Annotated in this window: 22 protein-coding genes; all 22 read left to right on the top strand. The window is 65.3% G+C overall.

What is annotated here, in order from left to right; all coding sequences use genetic code 11:
* Window positions 1–12 precede the first annotated feature (12 nt).
* The 22 genes from DVU_RS10285 to DVU_RS10180 all read left to right on the top strand — a co-directional run bounded on the left by DVU_RS10285 (window position 13) and on the right by DVU_RS10180 (window position 18,705).
* A complete protein-coding gene (locus DVU_RS10285) occupies window positions 13–690 on the top strand; it encodes a hypothetical protein (RefSeq protein WP_010939451.1) in 678 nt (225 codons plus the stop codon).
* 231 nt (window positions 691–921) lie between these two features.
* Complete coding sequence (locus DVU_RS10280) at window positions 922–1,143, top strand: hypothetical protein (protein WP_010939449.1); 222 nt, start codon at window positions 922–924, stop codon at window positions 1,141–1,143.
* The gene (locus DVU_RS10275; protein ID WP_010939448.1) at window positions 1,143–2,696 is read left to right on the top strand and encodes a phage portal protein; all 1,554 of its coding nucleotides are present in this window, start codon (window positions 1,143–1,145) and stop codon (window positions 2,694–2,696) included. The genes DVU_RS10280 and DVU_RS10275 overlap by 1 nt, the downstream gene beginning before the upstream one ends.
* A complete protein-coding gene (locus DVU_RS10270) occupies window positions 2,656–3,933 on the top strand; it encodes a S49 family peptidase (protein ID WP_014524475.1) in 1,278 nt (425 codons plus the stop codon). The genes DVU_RS10275 and DVU_RS10270 overlap by 41 nt, the downstream gene beginning before the upstream one ends.
* 3 nt (window positions 3,934–3,936) lie before the next feature.
* The gene (locus DVU_RS10265; protein WP_010939446.1) at window positions 3,937–4,305 is read left to right on the top strand and encodes a head decoration protein; all 369 of its coding nucleotides are present in this window, start codon (window positions 3,937–3,939) and stop codon (window positions 4,303–4,305) included.
* A 10-nt stretch (window positions 4,306–4,315) separates the two neighbouring features.
* Window positions 4,316–5,341 (top strand): major capsid protein, encoded by a 1,026-nt coding sequence (locus DVU_RS10260; RefSeq protein WP_010939445.1) that lies wholly within the window; start codon window positions 4,316–4,318, stop codon window positions 5,339–5,341.
* 2 nt (window positions 5,342–5,343) lie between these two features.
* Complete coding sequence (locus DVU_RS10255; RefSeq protein WP_010939444.1) at window positions 5,344–5,553, top strand: hypothetical protein; 210 nt, start codon at window positions 5,344–5,346, stop codon at window positions 5,551–5,553.
* A 72-nt stretch (window positions 5,554–5,625) separates the two neighbouring features.
* Window positions 5,626–6,081 (top strand): phage holin family protein, encoded by a 456-nt coding sequence (locus tag DVU_RS10250; protein ID WP_014524474.1) that lies wholly within the window; start codon window positions 5,626–5,628, stop codon window positions 6,079–6,081.
* Between the two features lie 7 nt (window positions 6,082–6,088).
* Window positions 6,089–6,604 carry a lytic transglycosylase domain-containing protein gene (locus DVU_RS10245; RefSeq protein ID WP_014524473.1) on the top strand — a complete coding sequence of 172 codons (516 nt, stop codon included), beginning with the start codon at window positions 6,089–6,091 and terminating at the stop codon, window positions 6,602–6,604.
* Window positions 6,605–6,746: 142 nt separating this feature from the next.
* On the top strand, window positions 6,747–7,157 hold the full coding sequence (locus DVU_RS10240; RefSeq protein WP_010939441.1) for a lipoprotein: 411 nt from the start codon (window positions 6,747–6,749) through the stop codon (window positions 7,155–7,157).
* Entirely contained in the window at window positions 7,150–7,314 is a 165-nt protein-coding gene (locus tag DVU_RS10235; RefSeq protein ID WP_010939440.1) for a hypothetical protein, read from the top strand. The genes DVU_RS10240 and DVU_RS10235 overlap by 8 nt, the downstream gene beginning before the upstream one ends.
* Window positions 7,314–7,664 (top strand): hypothetical protein, encoded by a 351-nt coding sequence (locus DVU_RS10230; RefSeq protein WP_014524471.1) that lies wholly within the window; start codon window positions 7,314–7,316, stop codon window positions 7,662–7,664. The genes DVU_RS10235 and DVU_RS10230 overlap by 1 nt, the downstream gene beginning before the upstream one ends.
* A complete protein-coding gene (locus DVU_RS10225) occupies window positions 7,664–8,374 on the top strand; it encodes a hypothetical protein (RefSeq protein WP_010939438.1) in 711 nt (236 codons plus the stop codon). The genes DVU_RS10230 and DVU_RS10225 overlap by 1 nt, the downstream gene beginning before the upstream one ends.
* Window positions 8,371–8,838, top strand: coding sequence for a hypothetical protein (locus DVU_RS10220; RefSeq protein ID WP_010939437.1), 468 nt, complete (start codon window positions 8,371–8,373; stop codon window positions 8,836–8,838). The genes DVU_RS10225 and DVU_RS10220 overlap by 4 nt, the downstream gene beginning before the upstream one ends.
* Before the next feature lie 17 nt (window positions 8,839–8,855).
* Entirely contained in the window at window positions 8,856–9,800 is a 945-nt protein-coding gene (locus DVU_RS10215; RefSeq protein ID WP_010939436.1) for a phage tail tube protein, read from the top strand.
* 8 nt (window positions 9,801–9,808) lie between these two features.
* The gene (locus DVU_RS10210; RefSeq protein ID WP_010939435.1) at window positions 9,809–10,159 is read left to right on the top strand and encodes a hypothetical protein; all 351 of its coding nucleotides are present in this window, start codon (window positions 9,809–9,811) and stop codon (window positions 10,157–10,159) included.
* Between the two features lie 83 nt (window positions 10,160–10,242).
* Window positions 10,243–10,455, top strand: coding sequence for a DUF1799 domain-containing protein (locus DVU_RS10205; protein WP_041722685.1), 213 nt, complete (start codon window positions 10,243–10,245; stop codon window positions 10,453–10,455).
* Window positions 10,456–10,457: 2 nt separating this feature from the next.
* Window positions 10,458–13,379: a phage tail tape measure C-terminal domain-containing protein gene (locus DVU_RS10200; RefSeq protein WP_010939434.1), complete on the top strand. Its 2,922-nt coding sequence runs from the start codon at window positions 10,458–10,460 to the stop codon at window positions 13,377–13,379.
* Window positions 13,379–13,744 (top strand): hypothetical protein, encoded by a 366-nt coding sequence (locus tag DVU_RS10195; protein ID WP_010939433.1) that lies wholly within the window; start codon window positions 13,379–13,381, stop codon window positions 13,742–13,744. Before DVU_RS10200 ends, DVU_RS10195 begins: the two co-directional genes overlap by 1 nt.
* On the top strand, window positions 13,741–14,250 hold the full coding sequence (locus tag DVU_RS10190; RefSeq protein WP_014524470.1) for a DUF1833 family protein: 510 nt from the start codon (window positions 13,741–13,743) through the stop codon (window positions 14,248–14,250). The genes DVU_RS10195 and DVU_RS10190 overlap by 4 nt, the downstream gene beginning before the upstream one ends.
* Window positions 14,250–14,675, top strand: a complete 426-nt coding sequence (locus DVU_RS10185; RefSeq protein WP_010939431.1) for a C40 family peptidase — start codon at window positions 14,250–14,252, stop codon at window positions 14,673–14,675. Before DVU_RS10190 ends, DVU_RS10185 begins: the two co-directional genes overlap by 1 nt.
* Window positions 14,665–18,705, top strand: a complete 4,041-nt coding sequence (locus DVU_RS10180) for a host specificity factor TipJ family phage tail protein (RefSeq protein WP_010939430.1) — start codon at window positions 14,665–14,667, stop codon at window positions 18,703–18,705. The genes DVU_RS10185 and DVU_RS10180 overlap by 11 nt, the downstream gene beginning before the upstream one ends.
* Window position 18,706 lies beyond the last annotated feature (1 nt).

The following is an 18,706-nucleotide window of genomic DNA, read 5'->3' as shown; positions in this document are numbered from 1 at the left end:
TGGAGTAAGTAGATGTCTACTGTAACTGTGCATGAGTATGCGAGAGCTACAAACTATGTTAGCGGTGAGTCTAAAGGATGTTACTTCTCGCGGGGATATACAAAGCAAGGTGGTTATGATCCAGAAAACTGGTTCATTAATTATATGAGTGCGATTTATCAAGATGATAAATCTTTGCCATATTGCTATCTTGAAATAGCACCATCTGTACAGCGTAATTACATGCTATGCCATGAAGACTTGTTTCAAAGTCGTGTGCTAACAAATGCGCCTAAAGAACTTGTAATGGCCGCTATGAATTGTAAGAATGATAAATGCAATTTGCCAAATTTTTCTTTTAGTAGTGGCCATGTGTGTGAAAAAATTCATTTTTATCGCAATTATTTGAAAAAAAAGACTATCATAAGATATGAATACAGTGATGATTATACTAGGCGAGAAGTTTTACATGAGAGTGAAGACTGTTGCGTAGAAAGTACTGAACGGTGTCGGCTGTGCGTGTTTTTTGGAATTAATATTCATGACTATAATACATTTAAAACTAACTATTATAGTCGAATAATGAATTTTTCGGCGAAGAAAGATTGCGAACTTCTTGCAGATATCGAACATAGTTGTGATGGCGTGTTTGCGCAAAATCTACGACGCCTTGAAGAAGAGCGGAAGAGAGTTTGGTGTGTACAGAGCTAGTAATCACATGACTCTGTGCTTGATTCATGTTTCCAGAACGCCGGAGTTGCCCTTGTAGCAGGGCAACTCCGGCTTGTTTTGTTTGTGGAGTTTGCCTTGAGTGAGCCGTTTATTCATGCAGAACGCCCCGCTATGGGGCGTTTTTTTGTGCTTGAGAATCTTTCGTCCAAATTCTCCAAATCCTCCAAATCCTCCACGACATAGAGCCGCGCCGCGTCGTAACCGTGGTGCATGAGCATCTGGACCGAGGAGGAACTCCTCCGCCATATCGGGCTTTACAAGACGGCCCTTGAAGACCTCGCCACCGCAGAGCAGACGACGTTCGAGGGCATCACCCTGCGCCGTTCGCAACTGCCGGAGGTGAGGAAGCAGCTTCAGTATTACGAGGGCGAACTTGAACGGCTGCGCGGTGGCCATGCCATCCATGTGGTCAACTTCGGGAGCGTGCGCTGATGCGCTTCCCGGGTCAGTCCATACGGTCACGCGCGGCGCGTCAGCCCCTGGTATCGCGTCAGGCTGGCAGCCATCGTGGTGTGTTGTCCGGCTACGGCCCCATGCGTGCTTCCGACATCCGCGAGGGCATGGAGCGCAGGCTGGCGCAGACCCGCGCTGAAGACCTCGTGGCCAACGACTGGGCCGCGTCTTCGGTGGTCGACTCCATCACCGTCTCGGCTGTGGGTTGCGGCCTGCAACCGCAGGCGACCCTTCCCTACGCGCTGCTCGGCATCACAGAGGACGAGGCCACCGCCATCGAAGAATCCATGGAGTGGGTCTGGGCGCGGTGGTGCCGTGAGTGCGACTGGTCGGCCCGCCTCCACTTCGAGGACATGCAGCTGCTCGGGCTGCGCTCTGTGCTGGTGCATGGCGAACTGCTGCACCTCGCCATCATGGAGAAGGACGCCACAAGCCTGCTGGCCCTGCAGATACAGAACATCCACCCGCACCGCCTCGGAACGCCGCCCGGAATGACGGGTGGCGACATCCGCGACGGCGTTGAACTCGACGAACGCGGGCGGCCCTGCTTCTACCATATCTCCGACCCGTCCCCGTACATGCCCGGACTGCACGAACGCTTCGTCAGGCAACCGGCCCGCGTGGCCCACCGTCAGGCGGTGTTCCACTGCTTCCGCCCGCTCTTTGATGAGCAGGTGCGGGGACGGTCACTTCTCGAACCCGGCATGAAGCTCTTCCGCCAGCTCGACGACGCGCTGGACTACGAGCTTGTGGCGCAGATCGTCACGGCGGCCTTCCCGCTGTTCATCGAACGCACCATGGGCGGCACGCCTGCGGTCAACAACTTGCGCCTTGGCGGTCTGGCTGGAGGGGGCGCTGGCAACATCGAACCCAACGCCGCGCCGCAGAGCTTCAAGCCCGACTACGGCGTGGAGCCGGGCGGCGTCATGTTCGGGCAGATGGGCGACCGCCCGCACGTGCTGCAAAGCAACAGGCCGGGCGGCAACTTCAACGCCTTTCTCGAACTGGTGCTGCGGGCCATGTCGGCCTCAACGGGTATGCCCTACGAGGTCCTCACCAAGGACTTCAGCAAGACCAACTACTCGTCGGCCCGCGCCGCCCTGCTGGAGGCGTGGCGCACCATCCTCTACTACCGCGATTTTCTTACCCGTCATTACTGCCAGCCGCTGTGGGCCATGGTGTGGGAAGAGGCATGGCTTCGCAACCTGCTGCCCATTCCCCCCGGTGCGCGTGACTTCTACGAGGCCCAGCACCTGTGGACGGCGGCTTCGTGGATGGGTCCGGCCCGTGGCTACATCGACCCGGTGAAAGAGGTCGAGTCGAACCTTGCCGCCATTGGCGGGCTGCTGCGGACACAGGCCGAGACGCACGCCGAACAGGGGCGCGACTGGCGCGACAGCATCCGCCAGTCCGCACGCGAAGCCAGATTCATGCAGCGCGAGGGCGTCACGCCAGCGCTCACCACCGGAAAGAAGACAGAGGGAAGAGACGATGCCCAAGATGCCACAGCCTCAGACCAGAAAGCCAGCTGACGAAGCGGCTGCACCCATGCAGCTGTTGGCGGGGCCTCTGGCCATCATGCCCGAAGCCCTGCGCGAGCATGTGTCCCGCTTCGCCTCCGGTGCAGAGGGTGCCGCCATGTCGCTTGGCGACCTGCTTCGTGACCGCGACGACAGGCCCTATGAGCTGCACGGCGATGTGGCTGTGGTCAACATGCGCGGCACGCTGACCAAGCGTGGTTCGTGGTGGACGACGGGCATGGAGGGCGTGCGCACCACGGTACAGCAGGCACTGGACGACCCCGCAGTGCGGGCCGTGCTGCTGGCCATCGACAGCCCCGGCGGCACGGTGGACGGCACACGCGAGCTTGCCGACTGGATAGCGGCCCGCGTTGCGGACGGGGTCAAGCCCATCGCCAGCTACGCCGACGGCACCATGTGCAGTGCCGCCTACTGGATAGGCGGTTCCACGGGCCGGGTGTTCGCCCCGGCTGCGGCCATCGTGGGCAGCGTCGGCGTGCTTTGGATGCACTATGACTGGTCGCAGTACCTTGAGACAAACGGCATTCGCGCCACCTACATCACCGCCGGTTCGCGCAAGGCGGCAGGCGCTCCCGAAGCCCCGTTGTCGGACAACGACAAGGCGTATTTCCAGCATCTCATCGACACCGCCTACACGCAGTTTCTCGACGGCGTGTCTGCGCCCATGGGCCTTGACCGGGCCAACCCGGCAGCGTGGGCCGACGGGCAGGTATTCAGGGCTACCGAGGCCCTTGCACTCGGTCTCGTAACAGCCATCGTGCCCGACCTCGCCGGAGCCGTGGCAGCACTCAGTCAGGAGGTCCATATGGACGCAAAGGAACTGGCCGCCAAATACCCGGAGGCCGTGGCAGCTATTCGCAATGAGGCCGAAGAGAACGCCCGCACCGCAGCCTCGAAGGAAACGGCACAGGCCGCACAAAGCGTGTCCGCTATCGTCACCATCGTGTGCGGTCCTGAAGCAGCCGCCAAAGTGGGCGAACTGGCCGCGTTGAACCTCAGCACCGAGCAGATCGCATCGCTGGCCTCGATGAATGTGCTGCAAGTCGCCAAGGCCTCGAAGGGCGACGAAGCGACCACGGCTGCGCAGGATAGCCCGTCGCAGAAGGCCATTCTCGAAGGGTTGATGCAGGCCGGGGCCACGCCCCTGTCCACGCAGCAGAAGACCGAAGCGAAAGGCGACCGCTACGCTGCGCTCATCGAACAGTCCAAGGCCATCGCCAAGGGGTAAGTCATGGCTGACGCAAGAAAGAGCTACATCATTCCCGCGTTCGTGGGCGGGCATCCTGTCGTGCAGGAGCCGATCACGCTGGTCAACGCCACGGCAGCCGAGGTCACGTTGCTGGCCGGTACGGTGCTCGGGCGCATCACCGCCAGCCGCAAGTATGCGGCCCACGCGCCCGCAGCATCCGACGGCAGCGAAAGCGCACGTCGCATCCTCGTGGAGGATGTGACCATCCCCGCCAGCGGCGAGGCCAAGACCGTGGCCTATTCCCACGGCGAGTTCCGCGCGGCTGGTCTGACGTGGGCCTCGGGCATCACCACCACCCAGAAGAACACGGCCATCGACAGCCTCGCCGATGCCGGGCTGTTCGTGAAGTAAGGAGCGCACCATGGGCAAGATCGTACTGACCGACCACTTCGAGGCGCGGACGCTGACGGGCATCATCACGGTGCGGCCGTGGTTCAACTCGCTGTTCCTCTCGCTGTTCTTCCCGGAGTCGCGTCGCAACACGTTGCTCACCGACACCGCCGCCGTCGAGCTTGAGATGTACGGCAAGGAATTGGCCCCCTTCGTGACCGACTACGAGGGCGGCACCCTCGTGGAGAACACCAAGCGCGAAGTGCAGGCCATCAAGACCACGCGCATGCGGCCCAAGAAGCAGTTCCGCGCCGCCGACCTGCTCAAGGCCCCGCAGCTGGGGCGCGACCCCTACAACCCCGGCGCACCGCGCGACCGCATCCTCGAAGCTGTCACGCGAGAACTCGACGACCTCAAGGACCGCATCACCAAGAGCCTTGAGTGGATGGCGGCGCAGGCCATGCAGGGCGGTATCGTCATCAGCCAGGACAACATCCAGCGGCAGATCGACTTTCTCATTCCCGCGTCGAACAAGGTCACCCTGACCGGCACCGACAGGTGGACCGAGTCCGCGAGCGACCCATCCGGCGACTTCGAGGAGTGGAACGCGCTGGTGCAGGAGAGCGGATTCCCGGCCAACGTGTGCGTCATGGGTGACAAGGCATGGACGGCGTTCCGCAAGAACCCGGCCATCAAGGAAGAGCTGGATAACAAGCGCATCGAACTCGGCCAGCTCGGCCCCAACGTGCAGCGCATGTACAAGGGCCGCGTCAACGGCATCGACATCTACCACTGCGGTACGACCTACACCGACGGTGCCGGGGTGTCGCAGAAGCTGCTTGCGCCCAACAAGGTGCTGTTCACCAGCACCGAACTGCCCACCTCGCTGGACTTCGGCCTGCCCGCTGACCTCGAATGCAGCGGCCCCGTGGAGATCTTCTCGAAGTCGAAGATGGAGGACGACCCGAGCGGTCTCTTCCTGCTCGCCGAATCGCGTCCGATGCCCTGGCCCAAGATCCCCAACGGCATCGTCATCGCCACCGTGGTGGATGCCTAGCCATGGCCGCCAAGACCATGACCGTCCTGCTGATGCAGTCGGTGAAACACCGTGGGACGCTGCACTTCCCGGGCGTTGAACTGGAACTGGAAGTGAAACTGGCGAAGCAGCTCGTGGCAGATGGCGCTGCCTGCAAGCCCCCCGTGCCCGAAGCCCCCGAGGAGGCCCCTGAAGATGTCAGCGACCAGGGCGGGCAGGGCGGCGACCAGTGAACAATGCGGGCTGGGGTTAGACTCCCGCCCGTCTAACAGCCCCGGCCCGAGGGCATGGCCAGCGGAGGCACGATGCACACTCTCGACCAGATAGGCAGCTACGCAAGAACGCTCTGCGAGGAGTTCCCCGTGAAAGCAAGCATCGGCACATGCGCTGCGTTCGTCGGCACGCTCCTGGGCGGTGTGGGAATGATGATCTCGCTGTTGTTCCTGCTGCTGGTCATCGACTTCGCGCTCGGGTTCTGCCGTGCGTGGAGGGCAGGGCGCGTCAGCTCGTCGAAGCTGCGGGGCGGTGGTCTCAAGTTCGTGTTCTACTTCCTCTCCATCGTGGTCATGGCCGCCGTGCAGGCCGCCACGAGCCAGTCCACTGGCATGACCATTCCGCTGCGTGACGTGTTCGTGGCCTACCTTTGCGTCAACGAGGGGCTTTCATGCCTGGAGCACCTCTCGTACTTCGGCGTGCCCGTCCCCGAGAAGATACGTGAAAGGCTTAGGGCCTACCGCGACAACCTCTGCACATCGAAGTGAGGCGGTTATGCGTACTCTGCTGATGGAAAGCCCCTACAGGGCTCTCATCGAGCGTGCGGCCCAGCAACACGGTCTGCCTGCCGAACTCGTCGCCGCCATCGTGCAGGTCGAGTCGGGCGGCGACCCGTGGGCCACCCGCTACGAGCCCGGATTCTATGAACGGTATGTCGTCTGCTCCGTTCCCGCTGCCGTCCGGCCCTGCTCGCGTGAGACCGAAGGGCGCCTGCGGGCGACCTCGTTCGGCCTGATGCAGGTCATGGGGCAGGTGGCGCGAGAGCGGGGTTTCAAGGGCGTCTACCTCACCCGGTTGTGTGACCCTGCGGAGGGTCTCGAGTACGGCTGTCGCCATCTCGCGTGGACGGCTGTCCGTCTCGCGGGCAAGGGCGTCACCGACTACGCGAGCCTGTGCGCCGCCTACAATGGCGGTGTCGGGGCCGTGTTCAACGACGGACGGGTGCGTAACCCCGAATACCCGGCGAAGGTGCTCGCGGCCCTCGGCGGGTCGTGGGACGTGCTGGCATGAACCGCAGCACGGCGCAGCACCGCTTCAACGCCCTGCATGTGCGTTGCCGGCTGCGCTGCCTCGGGTTGCCTCGGCCTCTGGCGTCATGGGTCTCCCGTCTGTGGGAGCGCATTGTCCACCCCATCCTCTACCGGAGAAGCGCATGAAACGTCTTTCCATCTTCGCGCTGGTGGCGCTGCTGGCGACGCTCTGCCTCGGCTGCAAGCCTGCCGAGTTCGAGACCAACGCCTACCGCACCCTCGTAGGTGCCGGGGCCGTCTACGACGTCACCATGCACAGCATGGCAGATGCCCGCTCGGAGGGCCTCATCACGGCGGAACAGTACGCCAGGGGCAAGGTCGTGGCCCGTAACTTCTATGCTCTTTATCACGCAGCCCGCATCGCCCTTGAGGAGTATGTCGCCAGCGGGCGCGAGGCCACCGACTCTGAGGCACAGCGCGAGCGCATCCTCGCCACGCTGTCGTCCATGGCCCTGCGGCTTGCGGAACTCACCGATTACCTGCGGCAGATAGGCGTGCCCGAACAGGGCGCGAGGGAGGTGCAGAATGGGTAGGGCGTTGCTTGTCGCCATCCTCGAACTGGCGGCACGTCATGGCATCCCGGCGGTGCTCGATGCGGTGAACCGTTGCCGGGGCGAAGTCACCGAGGAGAAGGTGCGTTCGCTCGTCGACCTCGTGCGCGACCCCGACGCCTACGACAAGGAAGCGTGATGAGCCTGAACGAGACGCTCGTGAAGACGCTGCGCTCGCTGTGCGGCTCGCTCGGGGCCGAGACGGTCACCGTTTCGGTCTCGGGCGCAGCCCACGCGGTGCAGGCCATGGTCGTCGACCGTGGGGTGTGCCTGCTCGACTCGCAGGTGGCCGGATATTCCGGCGAGCGCGGGCGTCTCGCCCTGGCGTATGTGGTGTCGGGCGACCTGCCAGCCATACCTGAACGTGGCGACGAGGTCACCATGCTCGGCGGCGTATGGCAGCTGCGTTACTGCAAACCGCTGGGGCTGGCCGGGGCCGGGCTGCTGCTGTTGCACTGCGTGAGCGAAGAGCGGGCGAGGCTGCGCTGATGGCTACGGGGCAGGTTGGGTTCATCTACACTCGGCAGGAGAGGGTGGACAGGAACGGCAAGGTGCGCGTGGGCTACCGGCGCGACCCGTTCTTCTCTGACCGTGGAGCCTCGCTTCTCTCGGCATCCGTCACCGCCGATGCCGGGCCGTGGTTGCGCAACCTCGCCGACATGCTGCCGAAGGAGGCCCACAAGGCCCTTTCGGCCCTCGGCTTCGCCATGCAGAAGGGCATTCGCGCCGACATCGTGCGCGGCGGCCCCGAAGGCACCTCGTGGCCCAAGCTCTCGCCCATCACCCGTTCCGGGGTCTTCGACGAGTTGCTCGGCAGGCCGCGCCCGCGTCGACGCGGGCGGTTCTTCGGGCAGCTTTACGGGCCTATCGGTTATTTCCGCTACCCCTTGCCGCAGATGCGGGTGGACGTGGGCTGGCTTTCGGCCTCTGCCCAGCGCCTCGGCTACATGGTGCAGCGTGGTGTGACCCCAAGGGTGACTGACAAATCCCGCAGGCTCTACGCCGTGGCCAAGCGCAAGATCCCCCGCTCCATCACGGTTCCCGCCCGCCCGTTGATGCGCGAGGCCTACGAGGCGCGGCGCGAGGAGCTTATCGAACTCTTCCAGACCAAGGTCGCCCGCTATGTGGAACGCGGTGCGGAGTGGATGCACGAGACCCGGTCGAACGCGGCGAAGCGTGCATCAGGGGGTAACGCATGAACACCTTCGACATCATGGACACGTGGGCGCAGGCTCTCGTCACCGACGCCGAACTCGGTGCGCTGTGCACCACGGCCTTCGGCGCACCGCTCAAGGTCTTCGTGGGGCTGGACGTGGCCCATGAGCCGGAGAAGAAGGACGCCCCCTACGTGTGCCTGCAACCCGCAGGCGACGAGCGCGGCCCGGAGGCCGAAGAACACCGCTGGGGCATCATCATCTACTTCGGCGTGCATGTGCAGGCGAAGCCCGACAAGACAGCGAACATCGTCACCGAACCGGCCATCGTGGCCATGGAACGTCAATTCGCCCCTGCCGTCATGCGCGTGCTGGCAGGCACCACCTGCCCGCCTGTGGTGGGCGAGGGCACGACGCATCCGGCCAAGGGCGGCTATGCCGAACGCGACATGGTGGTGACCGTGCGAGAGCCGAATGTCATCGGCATCGGTTCCGACGGCTGGCAGTAACCACAAGGAGAACGAACATGACGAAGCAGGCCAGAGGCTACAAGGCCACGCTCATGCTGGGTTTCGAAGACAGCTACGGTGTGACGGCGACCCCCGTGGGGGTGATGATGCCCATCAACACCTGCAACCTGAAGCCCAGCCGCAAGAAGAACACGGGCGGCACGCTGCTCGGCACACGCAACCCGGCACAGCCGTTCGACGGCTACACCGACCTTGGCGGTGCCGCCGTGGTGCCCGTCGATGCGCTGTCCATGGGCTATTGGCTCAAGGCGATGTTCGGCGCACCCGTGACCACCGGCACCGGGCCCTATGTGCACACCTTCAAGGTGGGCGATGAACAGCCGAGCCTGTTCATCGAGACCCGCGTGCCCACCGATGTGCCGTTCTATCTGCTGAACAAGGGCTGCAAGGTCTCGAAGTTCTCCATGGATGTGGGGGGCGACGGTGAATTGCTGGCCACGGTCGATCTCATGGGGTCGAAGCAGATCAAGGGCGCTACCTCGTGCGACAGCAGCCCCGAAGCGGCGCAGTTCGCGCGGTTCAGCAACTTTCAGGCGACGCTCAAGGAGGGCGGGCAGGCCATCGGCGTGTGCCCATCCTTCAACTTCTCCCTCGATGCCGGGCTTGATGGCGACACCTTCTGCATCGGCGAGGGCGGTGCCCGGGGCGACATCTCCGAAGGTCTGATGACGGTGAGCGGCAGCCTCACGGCCCTGCTCAAGGACGCCGCACTGCTCGACAAGGCGATGAACTCCACCGAGACCTCTCTTGAGCTTTCCTTCACGGCCGGGGCGAACATCCTCACCTTCACGTTCAACGAACTGCAGTTCGAGCTGACGGGCCCCACCATCGACGGCCCCAAGGGGATGCGCTGCGAGTTCGCCTGGTCTGCCTACCATGCCGACCATGCCGCCAGTTCGGTGGTCGTGGCCACGCTCACCAACACCATCGCCACCTACTAGGAGACACCATGCCCAAGGTCATGCTGACCGTTTCAGGCAAAGAGGCCGAGCTGCATTCGCTCAAGCGCAGCGATTGCGTGGCGCTGCTCGGCATGGAGAAGCAGCGGGCCGCCTCCGCAGCCAGGGCCGCACGCGGCGATGACGAGGCCCTGAGCCGGATCGTCAACGACGAGTTCGTGACCAGACGTGAGGCGTGCGTGCGCGAGATGCACCCCGAGCTGGAACCGTGGGACGACCTGCCCAACCGCGACGTGCTGCAACTCATCAACGAGACGTGGCTCTACAGCCTCGGCTACCCCGAGGAGGAGATAAAAAACTTGTTGAGGTCTGGCGGTTCGCAGCCGACCCAGACCGACTAGCCTACTGCGAAACATGCCGCGCGTCGGCGCAGTCGGAGGCTCCCGATTGCGCCGGCTGCGAATACGGCCAGGGCCCGGAACTCATGCCAGCGAACATGGCCATCTGGGAGTTCTGGGCGAGGGTGAACGGCCAGTGGCGCATCGGCTTCAACGGCAGGGTGGCGCTCGATTGGCCAGCGGTGTTCCAGATGGCGGAGTTCTTCGGGGCCGAGCTTACGTGGCACGACTACCACAAGCTCGCAGCCCTAGAGACCGAGACGCTGCGCCGTGACAGGGAAGCACAGAAGCGGGAGTGAACATGGCGGCCAATCCGGGTACGCGCATCACCATAGAGACCGAAGACAAGGCCTCCAACGCCATACGGCGCATCGCCATGGAGCTTGGGGCGCTGGGCACAAGCGCCGAAGGCGTGGGGCCGCGTGCCCGTGCCGGCACGGATGCCATGAGCACCTCGTTCGAACGGCTGACCATGCAGCTTGCGGCCGCCGTGTCCGGCTACAAGGCCCTCGAAGCGGCTGTGGACTTCGGGCGGCGCGGCTTCGACTTCAACGCACAGTGGGAAGAGTCGCGCATCGGCATCGGGTCGGTCATCGCAGCGGTCAACACCCTGACCACGGCACAGGGCCGCACCCTCGAGGGTATGGAGAAGTACAACGCCGCCCAGCAACTGGCCGAACAGTCCATGCGCCGCATACAGGTGATGGGCCTTGAGACGACGGCCACCACCGACCAGCTCGTGGAGGGCTTTCAGGCCCTCATCGGCCCGGCGTCGGCGGTGGGCATGACGCTGGAACAGACGGCCGACTTCACGCTGTCCGTGGTGCAGTCGCTTGGTGCGCTTGGCATTCCCCTCAACCAGCTTTCCGCAGAGGCCCGCAGCCTGCTCGATGGAACCATCGTTCCCACGCAAGACCGCCTCGCCGTGGCCCTGGGCATCACGGGCGAGATGGTGAAGACGTGGAAGCAGCAGGGCACACTGGTCGCAGAACTGAACAAGCGGCTCGAATCGTTCAAGCTCGCGGGCAAGGATGTCGCCGACACGTGGTCTGGCCTGTCGTCCAACATGCAGGATGCCCTTGGCTTTCTGTCCGGCCAGACGGGGCGTGGCCTGTTCGCGGGCGTCAAGCAGTCGTACCGTGAGCTGCTGGGCGAACTGGTCGATGCGCAGAACCTGCGGGCCGGTTCGGGCGTGGAGAACATCGTCGACAGCCTGCGGCGTCTGAATGACGTGCTGGGCGGGGGCGTCATCACCCTCACACGCGAGTTCATCGACAAGCTGCATGAGCTGAACGACCCGGATACGCTCCAGTCCATCGAGACCACGCTGGGCAATGTGGCGCATACCGGGCAGACCGCACTGAGGGTTCTAGGCGGTGTGGGCACGGCCATCGGCAGTGTGCTCTCCGACGTGGTCGAGGGCTGGAACAAGCTGCCCGAACCCATTCGCGAGGCTGGCCTTCTCGCTGCGCTGATTGGCGGCAAGAAGGGGATGCTCGTCACGGCGGGGGTTTCCACCCTCTATGGCGTCGGTGAACGGTGGCATCGCGCCCTTGAGGGCATCAACAAGGGAACCCTCTCGTGGGGCGACCTCGTCTTTTCAGGCAAGGACGGGCTTGAGGAAAAGCTCGCCGCGATGCACGACCCGGCCAACGCGCAGCGCAACCTTGAGATGATGCGCCGCAAGCAGCGCACGTACATGAAAGGCTCCGCAGGCTGGAAGGCCATGCAAGAGAACATCGACCGCGCCGAGATGGAGTACGCGGTGCGGTCGTGGCAGAGCCAGTACGGCGACCTCTCTGCCCGCGACAGGGCCATGGATGCGGCGTTCAAGGCCTCCACGACGGCCGGCCTTCGCATCACGAGTCCCCCGCGCATTTCGACCGACACCAAGGGTGCGTCGAAGATCGCGTCGGCCACCGAATCCATCACCGAGAAGCTCGCCCGCTATGGCGACACGGGCACAGAAGGGCAGGGCCGCATAGCCAGGCTGGCGAAGGAGTATGACGCCTTCGCCAAGGTGCTTGGCGCGACCAACCCGCAGGTGCGGGCCTTTGCCGATGTCATGGAGTACGCCAAGCAGCACAACGGGTTCACGCCCGAAGAGGTTGCCAAGTCCACCCGCGCGGTGGAGCTTGAGACGCAAGCCCTTGAAGACAGGGCAGAGGCCATCCGGGCCGCCACCCGCGATGACGGCACCATCGACCGCCAGAAGCTGTCGATGCTCACCACCACGGCGGCTGCCGAACGCGAGTACCGTGCAGACCTCTTGAAGGGCATCGACGGGGCGGTGGCGGCCCGCAAGCGTGAACTGACGGTGGAGGCGGCGCACGCCGCTGTGGTGCAGGAGAACATGCAGGCACGCATCGCCTTCTACGACGAGCTGGCCCAACTCTACCGCAACGACGAGGCCCTGCAGATGCGGGCGCTGAACAAGCGGCTTGAAGATTTTCGCGCGGCCGGAGTCGCCGAGGCGGACATACAGCGATGGCTCGACCGCAAGCGCCTGCAGTCTGCCACCGATGCCTACAGCGGCATGAGGCGCGTCACCATCGAATACTACGAGGCGACACGGAATGCCGCGCAACAATGGGGGGACTTCGCCACCGATGTTACAAAGGGCTTCGAAGACGCCCTTGTGGAGGCATGCACCAAGGGCAAGCTCGAGTTCTCTTCACTTGCAGACTCCATCATCGCCGACCTTGCGCGCATCGCCATCAGGCAGAGCATAACCGGCCCGCTGGCGGGTGCTGTGGGTTCGTGGGTCGGTGGCATGTTCGCTTGGGGTGGTGGCACGGGCGGTTCTTCCTCCGGCGTGTGGGGCGACTACGCCGACAGGGTGCCCGGCATTGCCGGCACGCGTGCGTCCGGGGGGCCGGTAGCGGCTGGCAGGACCTACCTTGTAGGCGAGAGAGGCCCTGAGCTTTTCCAACCGAATGTGTCAGGTGTCATCCAGCCCAACAGCGTGTTGAATGCCCTTGCCGGTGCTCGGACATCCGCCACAGGCGCCGACTCATCCAGCGTGAATGTCACCGTCAACGTCCACAATCATAGCGGTGCCCCGGTCGAGACGCGCGAGACGCAGGACGCCCGGGGAGGCCGCAACATCGACGTCATCATCGGTGAGGCCGTGGCCCGCGAGGTGCGCCGTCATGGCAGCGGCGTGGATACCGCCATGCGCAGTCGCTACGGCGCACGGCCCACTCTGACGAGGAGGGGATGATGATCGCGCGTTGGCCAGATTCGTTGCCGCAGGCCCCCCTTGCTGACGGCTATCAGGAACAGGCACCCGACCTGACGTTGCGGACGAGCATGGATACAGGCCCCGCCAAGGTGCGGCGCAGGGGTGCGGCACGCCCCTGGGTCATGCAGGTGTCATTGTATCTGGCTGCGGAACAGGCCGAGACGTTGCGGGCGTTCGTGTACGACACGCTGTCCGGCGGGGCCTTGCGGTTCATGTGGGTGCACCCGCGCACGAAAGGAGCCATCGAATGCCGCCTGCGGGGCACGGGTGAGAGCCTGTACACGCTCACGCCGCTGGGGGTGAGCCACTGGGTGGCGAGCCTCTCGCTGGAGGTGCTGCCGTGAGCCGCACGCTGTCCTCATCCATGCTCCGCGCCATCTACGCCGAGGAGACGGGCGACTACCCGATACTGCTCATCACCATCATGCACCCGTCGCTGGCTGCGCCGCTGCGCATCTCGTCCGACCCGACACAGCGCACCGTCGTCACCGATGAGGAGGTGGTCTACGGCACGGTGAGCCGCGCCGAGACGTTCGTCTTCGTACCGTTCTCCATCTCGCTGCCCAACGACAGCGCGGAGGAGACACCCCAGACCAGCATCACCATAGACAACGTGGGGCGGGAGATGGTGCCCACCATCCGCGCCCTGACCAGTGCGCCGGAGATAACGCTGGAGATGGTCATGGCCTCCACGCCCGACGTGGTTGAGGCCGTGTTCCCCGGCTTCGCGCTCTCGTCCGTCACCTACGATGCCATGAGCATCTCCGGCACGCTCTCCGTGACGGAGTTCACCACCGAACCATGCCCGGCGGGCACGTTCAACCCAGCAGAGTTTCCGGGGATGTTCTGATGCAGTGCCGCGACCAGTGCCGAACCCAGTGGTGGAACGAGTATGTGGGCCTGCCCTTCGCAGACAAGGGCCGCACCCGTGAGGGGTGCGACTGCTGGGGCCTTGTGCGCCTCGTGCTGCACGAGCAGTTCGGCATCGACCTGCCGAGCTACACCGACGACTACACCAGCACCGCCGATAACGCGGGCATCGCCGGGGCCATCGACAGCAACATGGCCGGGTGGCGCATCGTCCCGCCCGGCGACGCGAGAGAGGGTGACGTGGTGCTCTTCCGCATCGGCGGGCTGCCGCTCCATGTCGGCGTGGTGATAGGCGACGCCCGCTACATGCTCCACGTCTGCAAGGGCATCGATGCCTGCACGGAGCAGTACCGGGCACCCCGTTGGCTCTCACGTCTGGAGGGAGTGTACCGCCATGAAGGCTGATGTCGTATCCGTCACCGGGTGCCCGCATCCGTTCCGCCCCGGCGACCGGGTGCATGATGTCGTGCCCGTGGGGGGCACGCTCGAATCCATCGTCGTGCGCGGCCTCGACGACATGGGCGTACCGGAGGCGTTGCGCGGCTGCGGTCATGCGTTCGTGGACGGGGAGTACGTCCCGCGTGACAGGTGGGCCGACGTCACGCCACGCGCCGGGAGCACAGTCACTTATCGCCTCGTGCCCGCCGGGGGCGGAGGCGGCAGCAAGGCGTTGCGCGGGCTGCTCACCGTCGCCGTCATCGCCCTCGCGGTCGTCTCGCAGCAATACTATCTGGCGACGTATGGCACCACGTTCACCACGGCGGCTGGCGTCACGGCCTATACCGCCGGGAGCATGGCGGCCTCGGCAGCGGTGGCGGCAGCCGTCACCGGGGCGGGGATGCTGGCCATCAACTCGCTGGTGCCGCTGCGCCCGGCGAGCCTGTCGCAGGGCACGGCGTCGAGCGCGGCCGATTCGCCCACCTATTCCATCGAGGGCGCACGCAACACGCTGCGCCCGTGGGGCACGGTGCCGCTGTTGCTCGGGCGGCATCGCATCGTGCCGCCGCAGTGCGCCATGCCCTACACCGAGGTGGTCGGCAACGACCAGTACGTGCGGCAACTGTTCTGCCTCGGCTATGCCGAGATGCAGATCGAGACGGGGTTCCGCCTTGGCGAGACGGACATCAACGCCTACAGCGACGTGCAGCTCGAGGTGCTGCCGTTCGCGGACAAGACCTCGCGCCCGGCGCACTACTCCAATGACGTGTACGAGCAGTCCCTCTCCGTGCAACTCAAGCAGTCCGGAGGCTGGCAGATGCGCACGACCCCGCAGGCGTGCGACCGCATCGACATCGACATCTCGCTCCCGCGCGGTCTCGTACAGTTCAACGACCGCGCCCAGAAGGTGGAGCGCACGGTGCTCATCGAGGCGCAGTACGCGCCCAAGGGCTCGCAGGCGTGGGCGTCTCTGGGCGGCCCGTTGCAGGTGGGGGCGACGAGCTACCAGTTCGAGCGTGCCCGGCAGCAGGTGAAGGTCGGCGAATACGTCGACGGCAACATCTACGACATCATGGAGTGGCGCGACGTGCCGCAGTGGCATGTCATCTGCTCCAGCGCGTCCGGACGCATCGAGCAGCGGGCCGGGGCCATCGGCGTGGACAGCCCCCAGCCGACACCCGCAGGGTACACGGGCATCGTGCAGGTGCGCGTCGTCGGGGCCGTCGTCTCCCGCGTCGTCATCATCGCGCCAGCGGGCAGCGACGCCATCACGTACACGACGGGCACGGCCAACAACCGGGCGCAACTCTCGCTGTCGCCGCTCTCTCTGCCCATCACGTCTCTGGAGATGACCGCCGCCCAGACCTCGGCGTTGCGGCGTACCGTGGGCGTGGACGTGCCCACCGGACAGTACGACGTGCGGGTGCGCCGCATCACCGCAGACACGGACGACAGCAAGATAGCCGACGAGACGTGGTGGGGCGTCCTGCGGTCGACGCGCAAGATTGCGCCCCTCCGGTTCTCGCGCCCGTTGTGCGTCGTCTCCACGCGCATACGGGCGACGGGGCAACTCAACGGCGCCCTCGACGAACTCAACTGCATCGCCCAGACGGTGTGCCTCGACTGGGACAAGGCCACCCGCACATGGGTGCGCCGTCCCACCAGCAACCCCGCAAGCCTGTTCCGGTACGTGTTGCAGGGCCCGGCCATCGCCCGACCCGTGCCCGACGACCGCATTGACCTCGACCAGCTCGCCTACTGGCACGAGTTCTGCGAGCGTCGCCGCCTGACCTACAACCGCGTCCACGACTACACGGCATCGGTGGAGGAGGTGCTGGACGACGTGGCGGCAGCCGGGCTTGCCGGGCGGGCACGGCCCAACGGCAAGTGGTCGGTGGTCATCGACGAGCCGCGCACACGGGTGGCGCAGCATTTCTCGCCGCGCACGTCGTGGGGCTTCCGCTCCACCAAGGCGTTGCCGCAGCAGCCCCACGCATGGCGCGTCCGCTTCGTCAACGCGACACAGGACTGGAAGCAGGACGAGCGCATCGTCTACGCCGACGGGTACGATGCGGACAACGCCACCGTGTTCGAGGGCCTTGAGCTGCCCGGCGTGACCGACCCCGAGCAGGTGTGGGTGCTTGGGCGTCATCACATCGCCTGCGCCCGACTCCGACCCGAGGAGTATGAGCTGTACGCCGACATGGAGCACCTGGTCTGCACACGCGGCGACCTCGTGGTCGTGCAGCACGACGTGCCCATGTGGGGCGTGGCTTCCGGCCGCGTGAAGTCCGTGGCGGGGCAGGTGCTCACCGTGGACGAACCCGTGGGCATGGAGGCCGGGCAAGCGTACCGCATCCGCTGGCGCAGTGCTGACGGGGCCTCGCACGTGCGCGACGTGGTCACCGTGGCGGGGCTCTCGCAGACGCTGCAACTCTCCGGTACGGGCGAGGTGCCCGAGGCCGGTGACCTGTGGCTGTTCGGCCTGCTGGGGCGCGAGTGCGCCCAGCTGGTGGTCAAGGGCATCGAGCCGGGCGAGAACCTCACGGCGCGGCTTGTCCTCGTGGACTATGCCCCCGCCGTGTTCGATGCCGCCACCGGACCCATCCCCCCGTTCGACAGCAACATCACGTTGCAGGGTGACGACCCTGCGAAACCACCGCACCCGCCATCGGTGCTGTCGTTGCGCTCTGACGAGGCAGTGCTCGTGCGGCAGGCGTCAGGCGCACTCGTGCCGCGCATCGCCGTCGACTACCGCGCCAGCGGCGGCGCATCGGTACAGGTGCGCGTACGGCCCGCTGGCGGTTCGTGGCGGCTGGCCGGGTCGGCTGCCGTGGAGGATGGCGTCGTCTACGCCGACGGCGTCGAGGAGTCGGTCGAGTACGAGGTGTGCGTGCAGGCCAGCACCCGCCTCGGGGTCGGGTCGGGGTGGACGGCCCCGCAGCGGCATACCGTGGTGGGGCGCACCACGCCGCCTCCCGCACCTTCGGGCGTCTACCTTGAGGGGGCGCATGTGTACTGGACCATGCCCGACGACGCCCCCGTGGACGTGGCGGGCTGGGAGGTGCTGATGGGCATGGACGACACCGACCCCGTCGAACGTGCGCTGCTGCTCACCCCCGGCCTGCTGACCGAACGCCGGTTCGACGTGGGGCCGTGGGCCGGTCGGGCGCGGCGCGTCTTCGTGCGCACGGTGGATGACATCGGCCTGCGTAGCCCTGCCGTCTCCGCCGTCGTCAACCTCGGTGACGAGCCCGTGCAGAACGTGGTGCTCACCATCAGCGAGGCGGCGCAGGGGTGGCCCGGCACGCTCGCCGACGGCATCCGGATTGACGGCAAGGTCCATGCCGCCGGGGCGCGTGCGATGTGGGCAGGCGGGGCCATGTGGTCGCCCACCACCATGTGGGGCGATGCGTACCTTCCAGCGTCATATGTCGCCCGCCTGCTGGTGCCGGAGGAGGCCACGGGCGCGAGGCTGCGCGTTGCCGTGCAGGTGGTCGCCGGTGTGATCGACGCCGTGGAGTACGCCCACGGCCCGCGCCGTCCGGCGTGGGGCGACTCGCCCATGTGGGGGGCCGCAGCCATGTGGGGCGGCGTCATCCCCACGGCGTGGAACCCCATGCCGGACATGCTCGACGTGGCCACGGGCGATGAGGTGTACATCCGCGTCACCTCACGGGGGGGGACACAGGGCGTGTTCGCCGACGTGCAGTGGACGTTCGACGTACCGGATGCCGACATCACGCTCGACGGCGTGGCCGTGCCGTCATCCGGCATGAGGCTGCCCGTCCCGGCGGGGCTGTTCCGCTGGATACGCGCCATCACGTTCGGGCTGGAGTTCGACGGCGGCACAGCGGCGTCATGCCGCTATCTCGACAAGGGCGTCATCGAGGCGGGGCGGGTCGTATCCGGCCCGCTCGTACAATGCATAGACAGTAACGGCGCACCTGTCGCCGGGCGCATCGACGCCCGCCTACAGGGCGCGGCAGGAGGTTAAC

The sequence above is a fragment of the Nitratidesulfovibrio vulgaris str. Hildenborough genome, assembly GCF_000195755.1.
GTDB classification, from domain to species: Bacteria; Desulfobacterota; Desulfovibrionia; order Desulfovibrionales; family Desulfovibrionaceae; genus Nitratidesulfovibrio; species Nitratidesulfovibrio vulgaris.
Note: the sequence above shows the minus strand (reverse complement) of the source record. Positions and strands in the feature narration are given on the sequence as shown.

Bases quoted from the DNA above. Each gene is read 5' to 3' on its own strand.
- DVU_RS10250 (WP_014524474.1), top strand. From the start codon at position 5,626: ATGCACACTCTCGACCAGATAGGCAGCTACGCAAGAACGCTCTGCGAG.
- DVU_RS10200 (WP_010939434.1), top strand. From the start codon at position 10,458: ATGGCGGCCAATCCGGGTACGCGCATCACCATAGAGACCGAAGACAAG.
- DVU_RS10225 (WP_010939438.1), top strand. From the start codon at position 7,664: ATGGCTACGGGGCAGGTTGGGTTCATCTACACTCGGCAGGAGAGGGTG.
- DVU_RS10240 (WP_010939441.1), top strand. From the start codon at position 6,747: ATGAAACGTCTTTCCATCTTCGCGCTGGTGGCGCTGCTGGCGACGCTC.
- DVU_RS10195 (WP_010939433.1), top strand. From the start codon at position 13,379: ATGATCGCGCGTTGGCCAGATTCGTTGCCGCAGGCCCCCCTTGCTGAC.
- DVU_RS10245 (WP_014524473.1), top strand. From the start codon at position 6,089: ATGCGTACTCTGCTGATGGAAAGCCCCTACAGGGCTCTCATCGAGCGT.
- DVU_RS10285 (WP_010939451.1), top strand. From the start codon at position 13: ATGTCTACTGTAACTGTGCATGAGTATGCGAGAGCTACAAACTATGTT.
- DVU_RS10260 (WP_010939445.1), top strand. From the start codon at position 4,316: ATGGGCAAGATCGTACTGACCGACCACTTCGAGGCGCGGACGCTGACG.
- DVU_RS10180 (WP_010939430.1), top strand. From the start codon at position 14,665: ATGAAGGCTGATGTCGTATCCGTCACCGGGTGCCCGCATCCGTTCCGC.
- DVU_RS10230 (WP_014524471.1), top strand. From the start codon at position 7,314: ATGAGCCTGAACGAGACGCTCGTGAAGACGCTGCGCTCGCTGTGCGGC.
- DVU_RS10185 (WP_010939431.1), top strand. From the start codon at position 14,250: ATGCAGTGCCGCGACCAGTGCCGAACCCAGTGGTGGAACGAGTATGTG.
- DVU_RS10255 (WP_010939444.1), top strand. From the start codon at position 5,344: ATGGCCGCCAAGACCATGACCGTCCTGCTGATGCAGTCGGTGAAACAC.
- DVU_RS10265 (WP_010939446.1), top strand. From the start codon at position 3,937: ATGGCTGACGCAAGAAAGAGCTACATCATTCCCGCGTTCGTGGGCGGG.
- DVU_RS10280 (WP_010939449.1), top strand. From the start codon at position 922: ATGAGCATCTGGACCGAGGAGGAACTCCTCCGCCATATCGGGCTTTAC.
- DVU_RS10220 (WP_010939437.1), top strand. From the start codon at position 8,371: ATGAACACCTTCGACATCATGGACACGTGGGCGCAGGCTCTCGTCACC.
- DVU_RS10270 (WP_014524475.1), top strand. From the start codon at position 2,656: ATGCCCAAGATGCCACAGCCTCAGACCAGAAAGCCAGCTGACGAAGCG.
- DVU_RS10210 (WP_010939435.1), top strand. From the start codon at position 9,809: ATGCCCAAGGTCATGCTGACCGTTTCAGGCAAAGAGGCCGAGCTGCAT.
- DVU_RS10275 (WP_010939448.1), top strand. From the start codon at position 1,143: ATGCGCTTCCCGGGTCAGTCCATACGGTCACGCGCGGCGCGTCAGCCC.
- DVU_RS10205 (WP_041722685.1), top strand. From the start codon at position 10,243: ATGCCAGCGAACATGGCCATCTGGGAGTTCTGGGCGAGGGTGAACGGC.
- DVU_RS10215 (WP_010939436.1), top strand. From the start codon at position 8,856: ATGACGAAGCAGGCCAGAGGCTACAAGGCCACGCTCATGCTGGGTTTC.
- DVU_RS10235 (WP_010939440.1), top strand. From the start codon at position 7,150: ATGGGTAGGGCGTTGCTTGTCGCCATCCTCGAACTGGCGGCACGTCAT.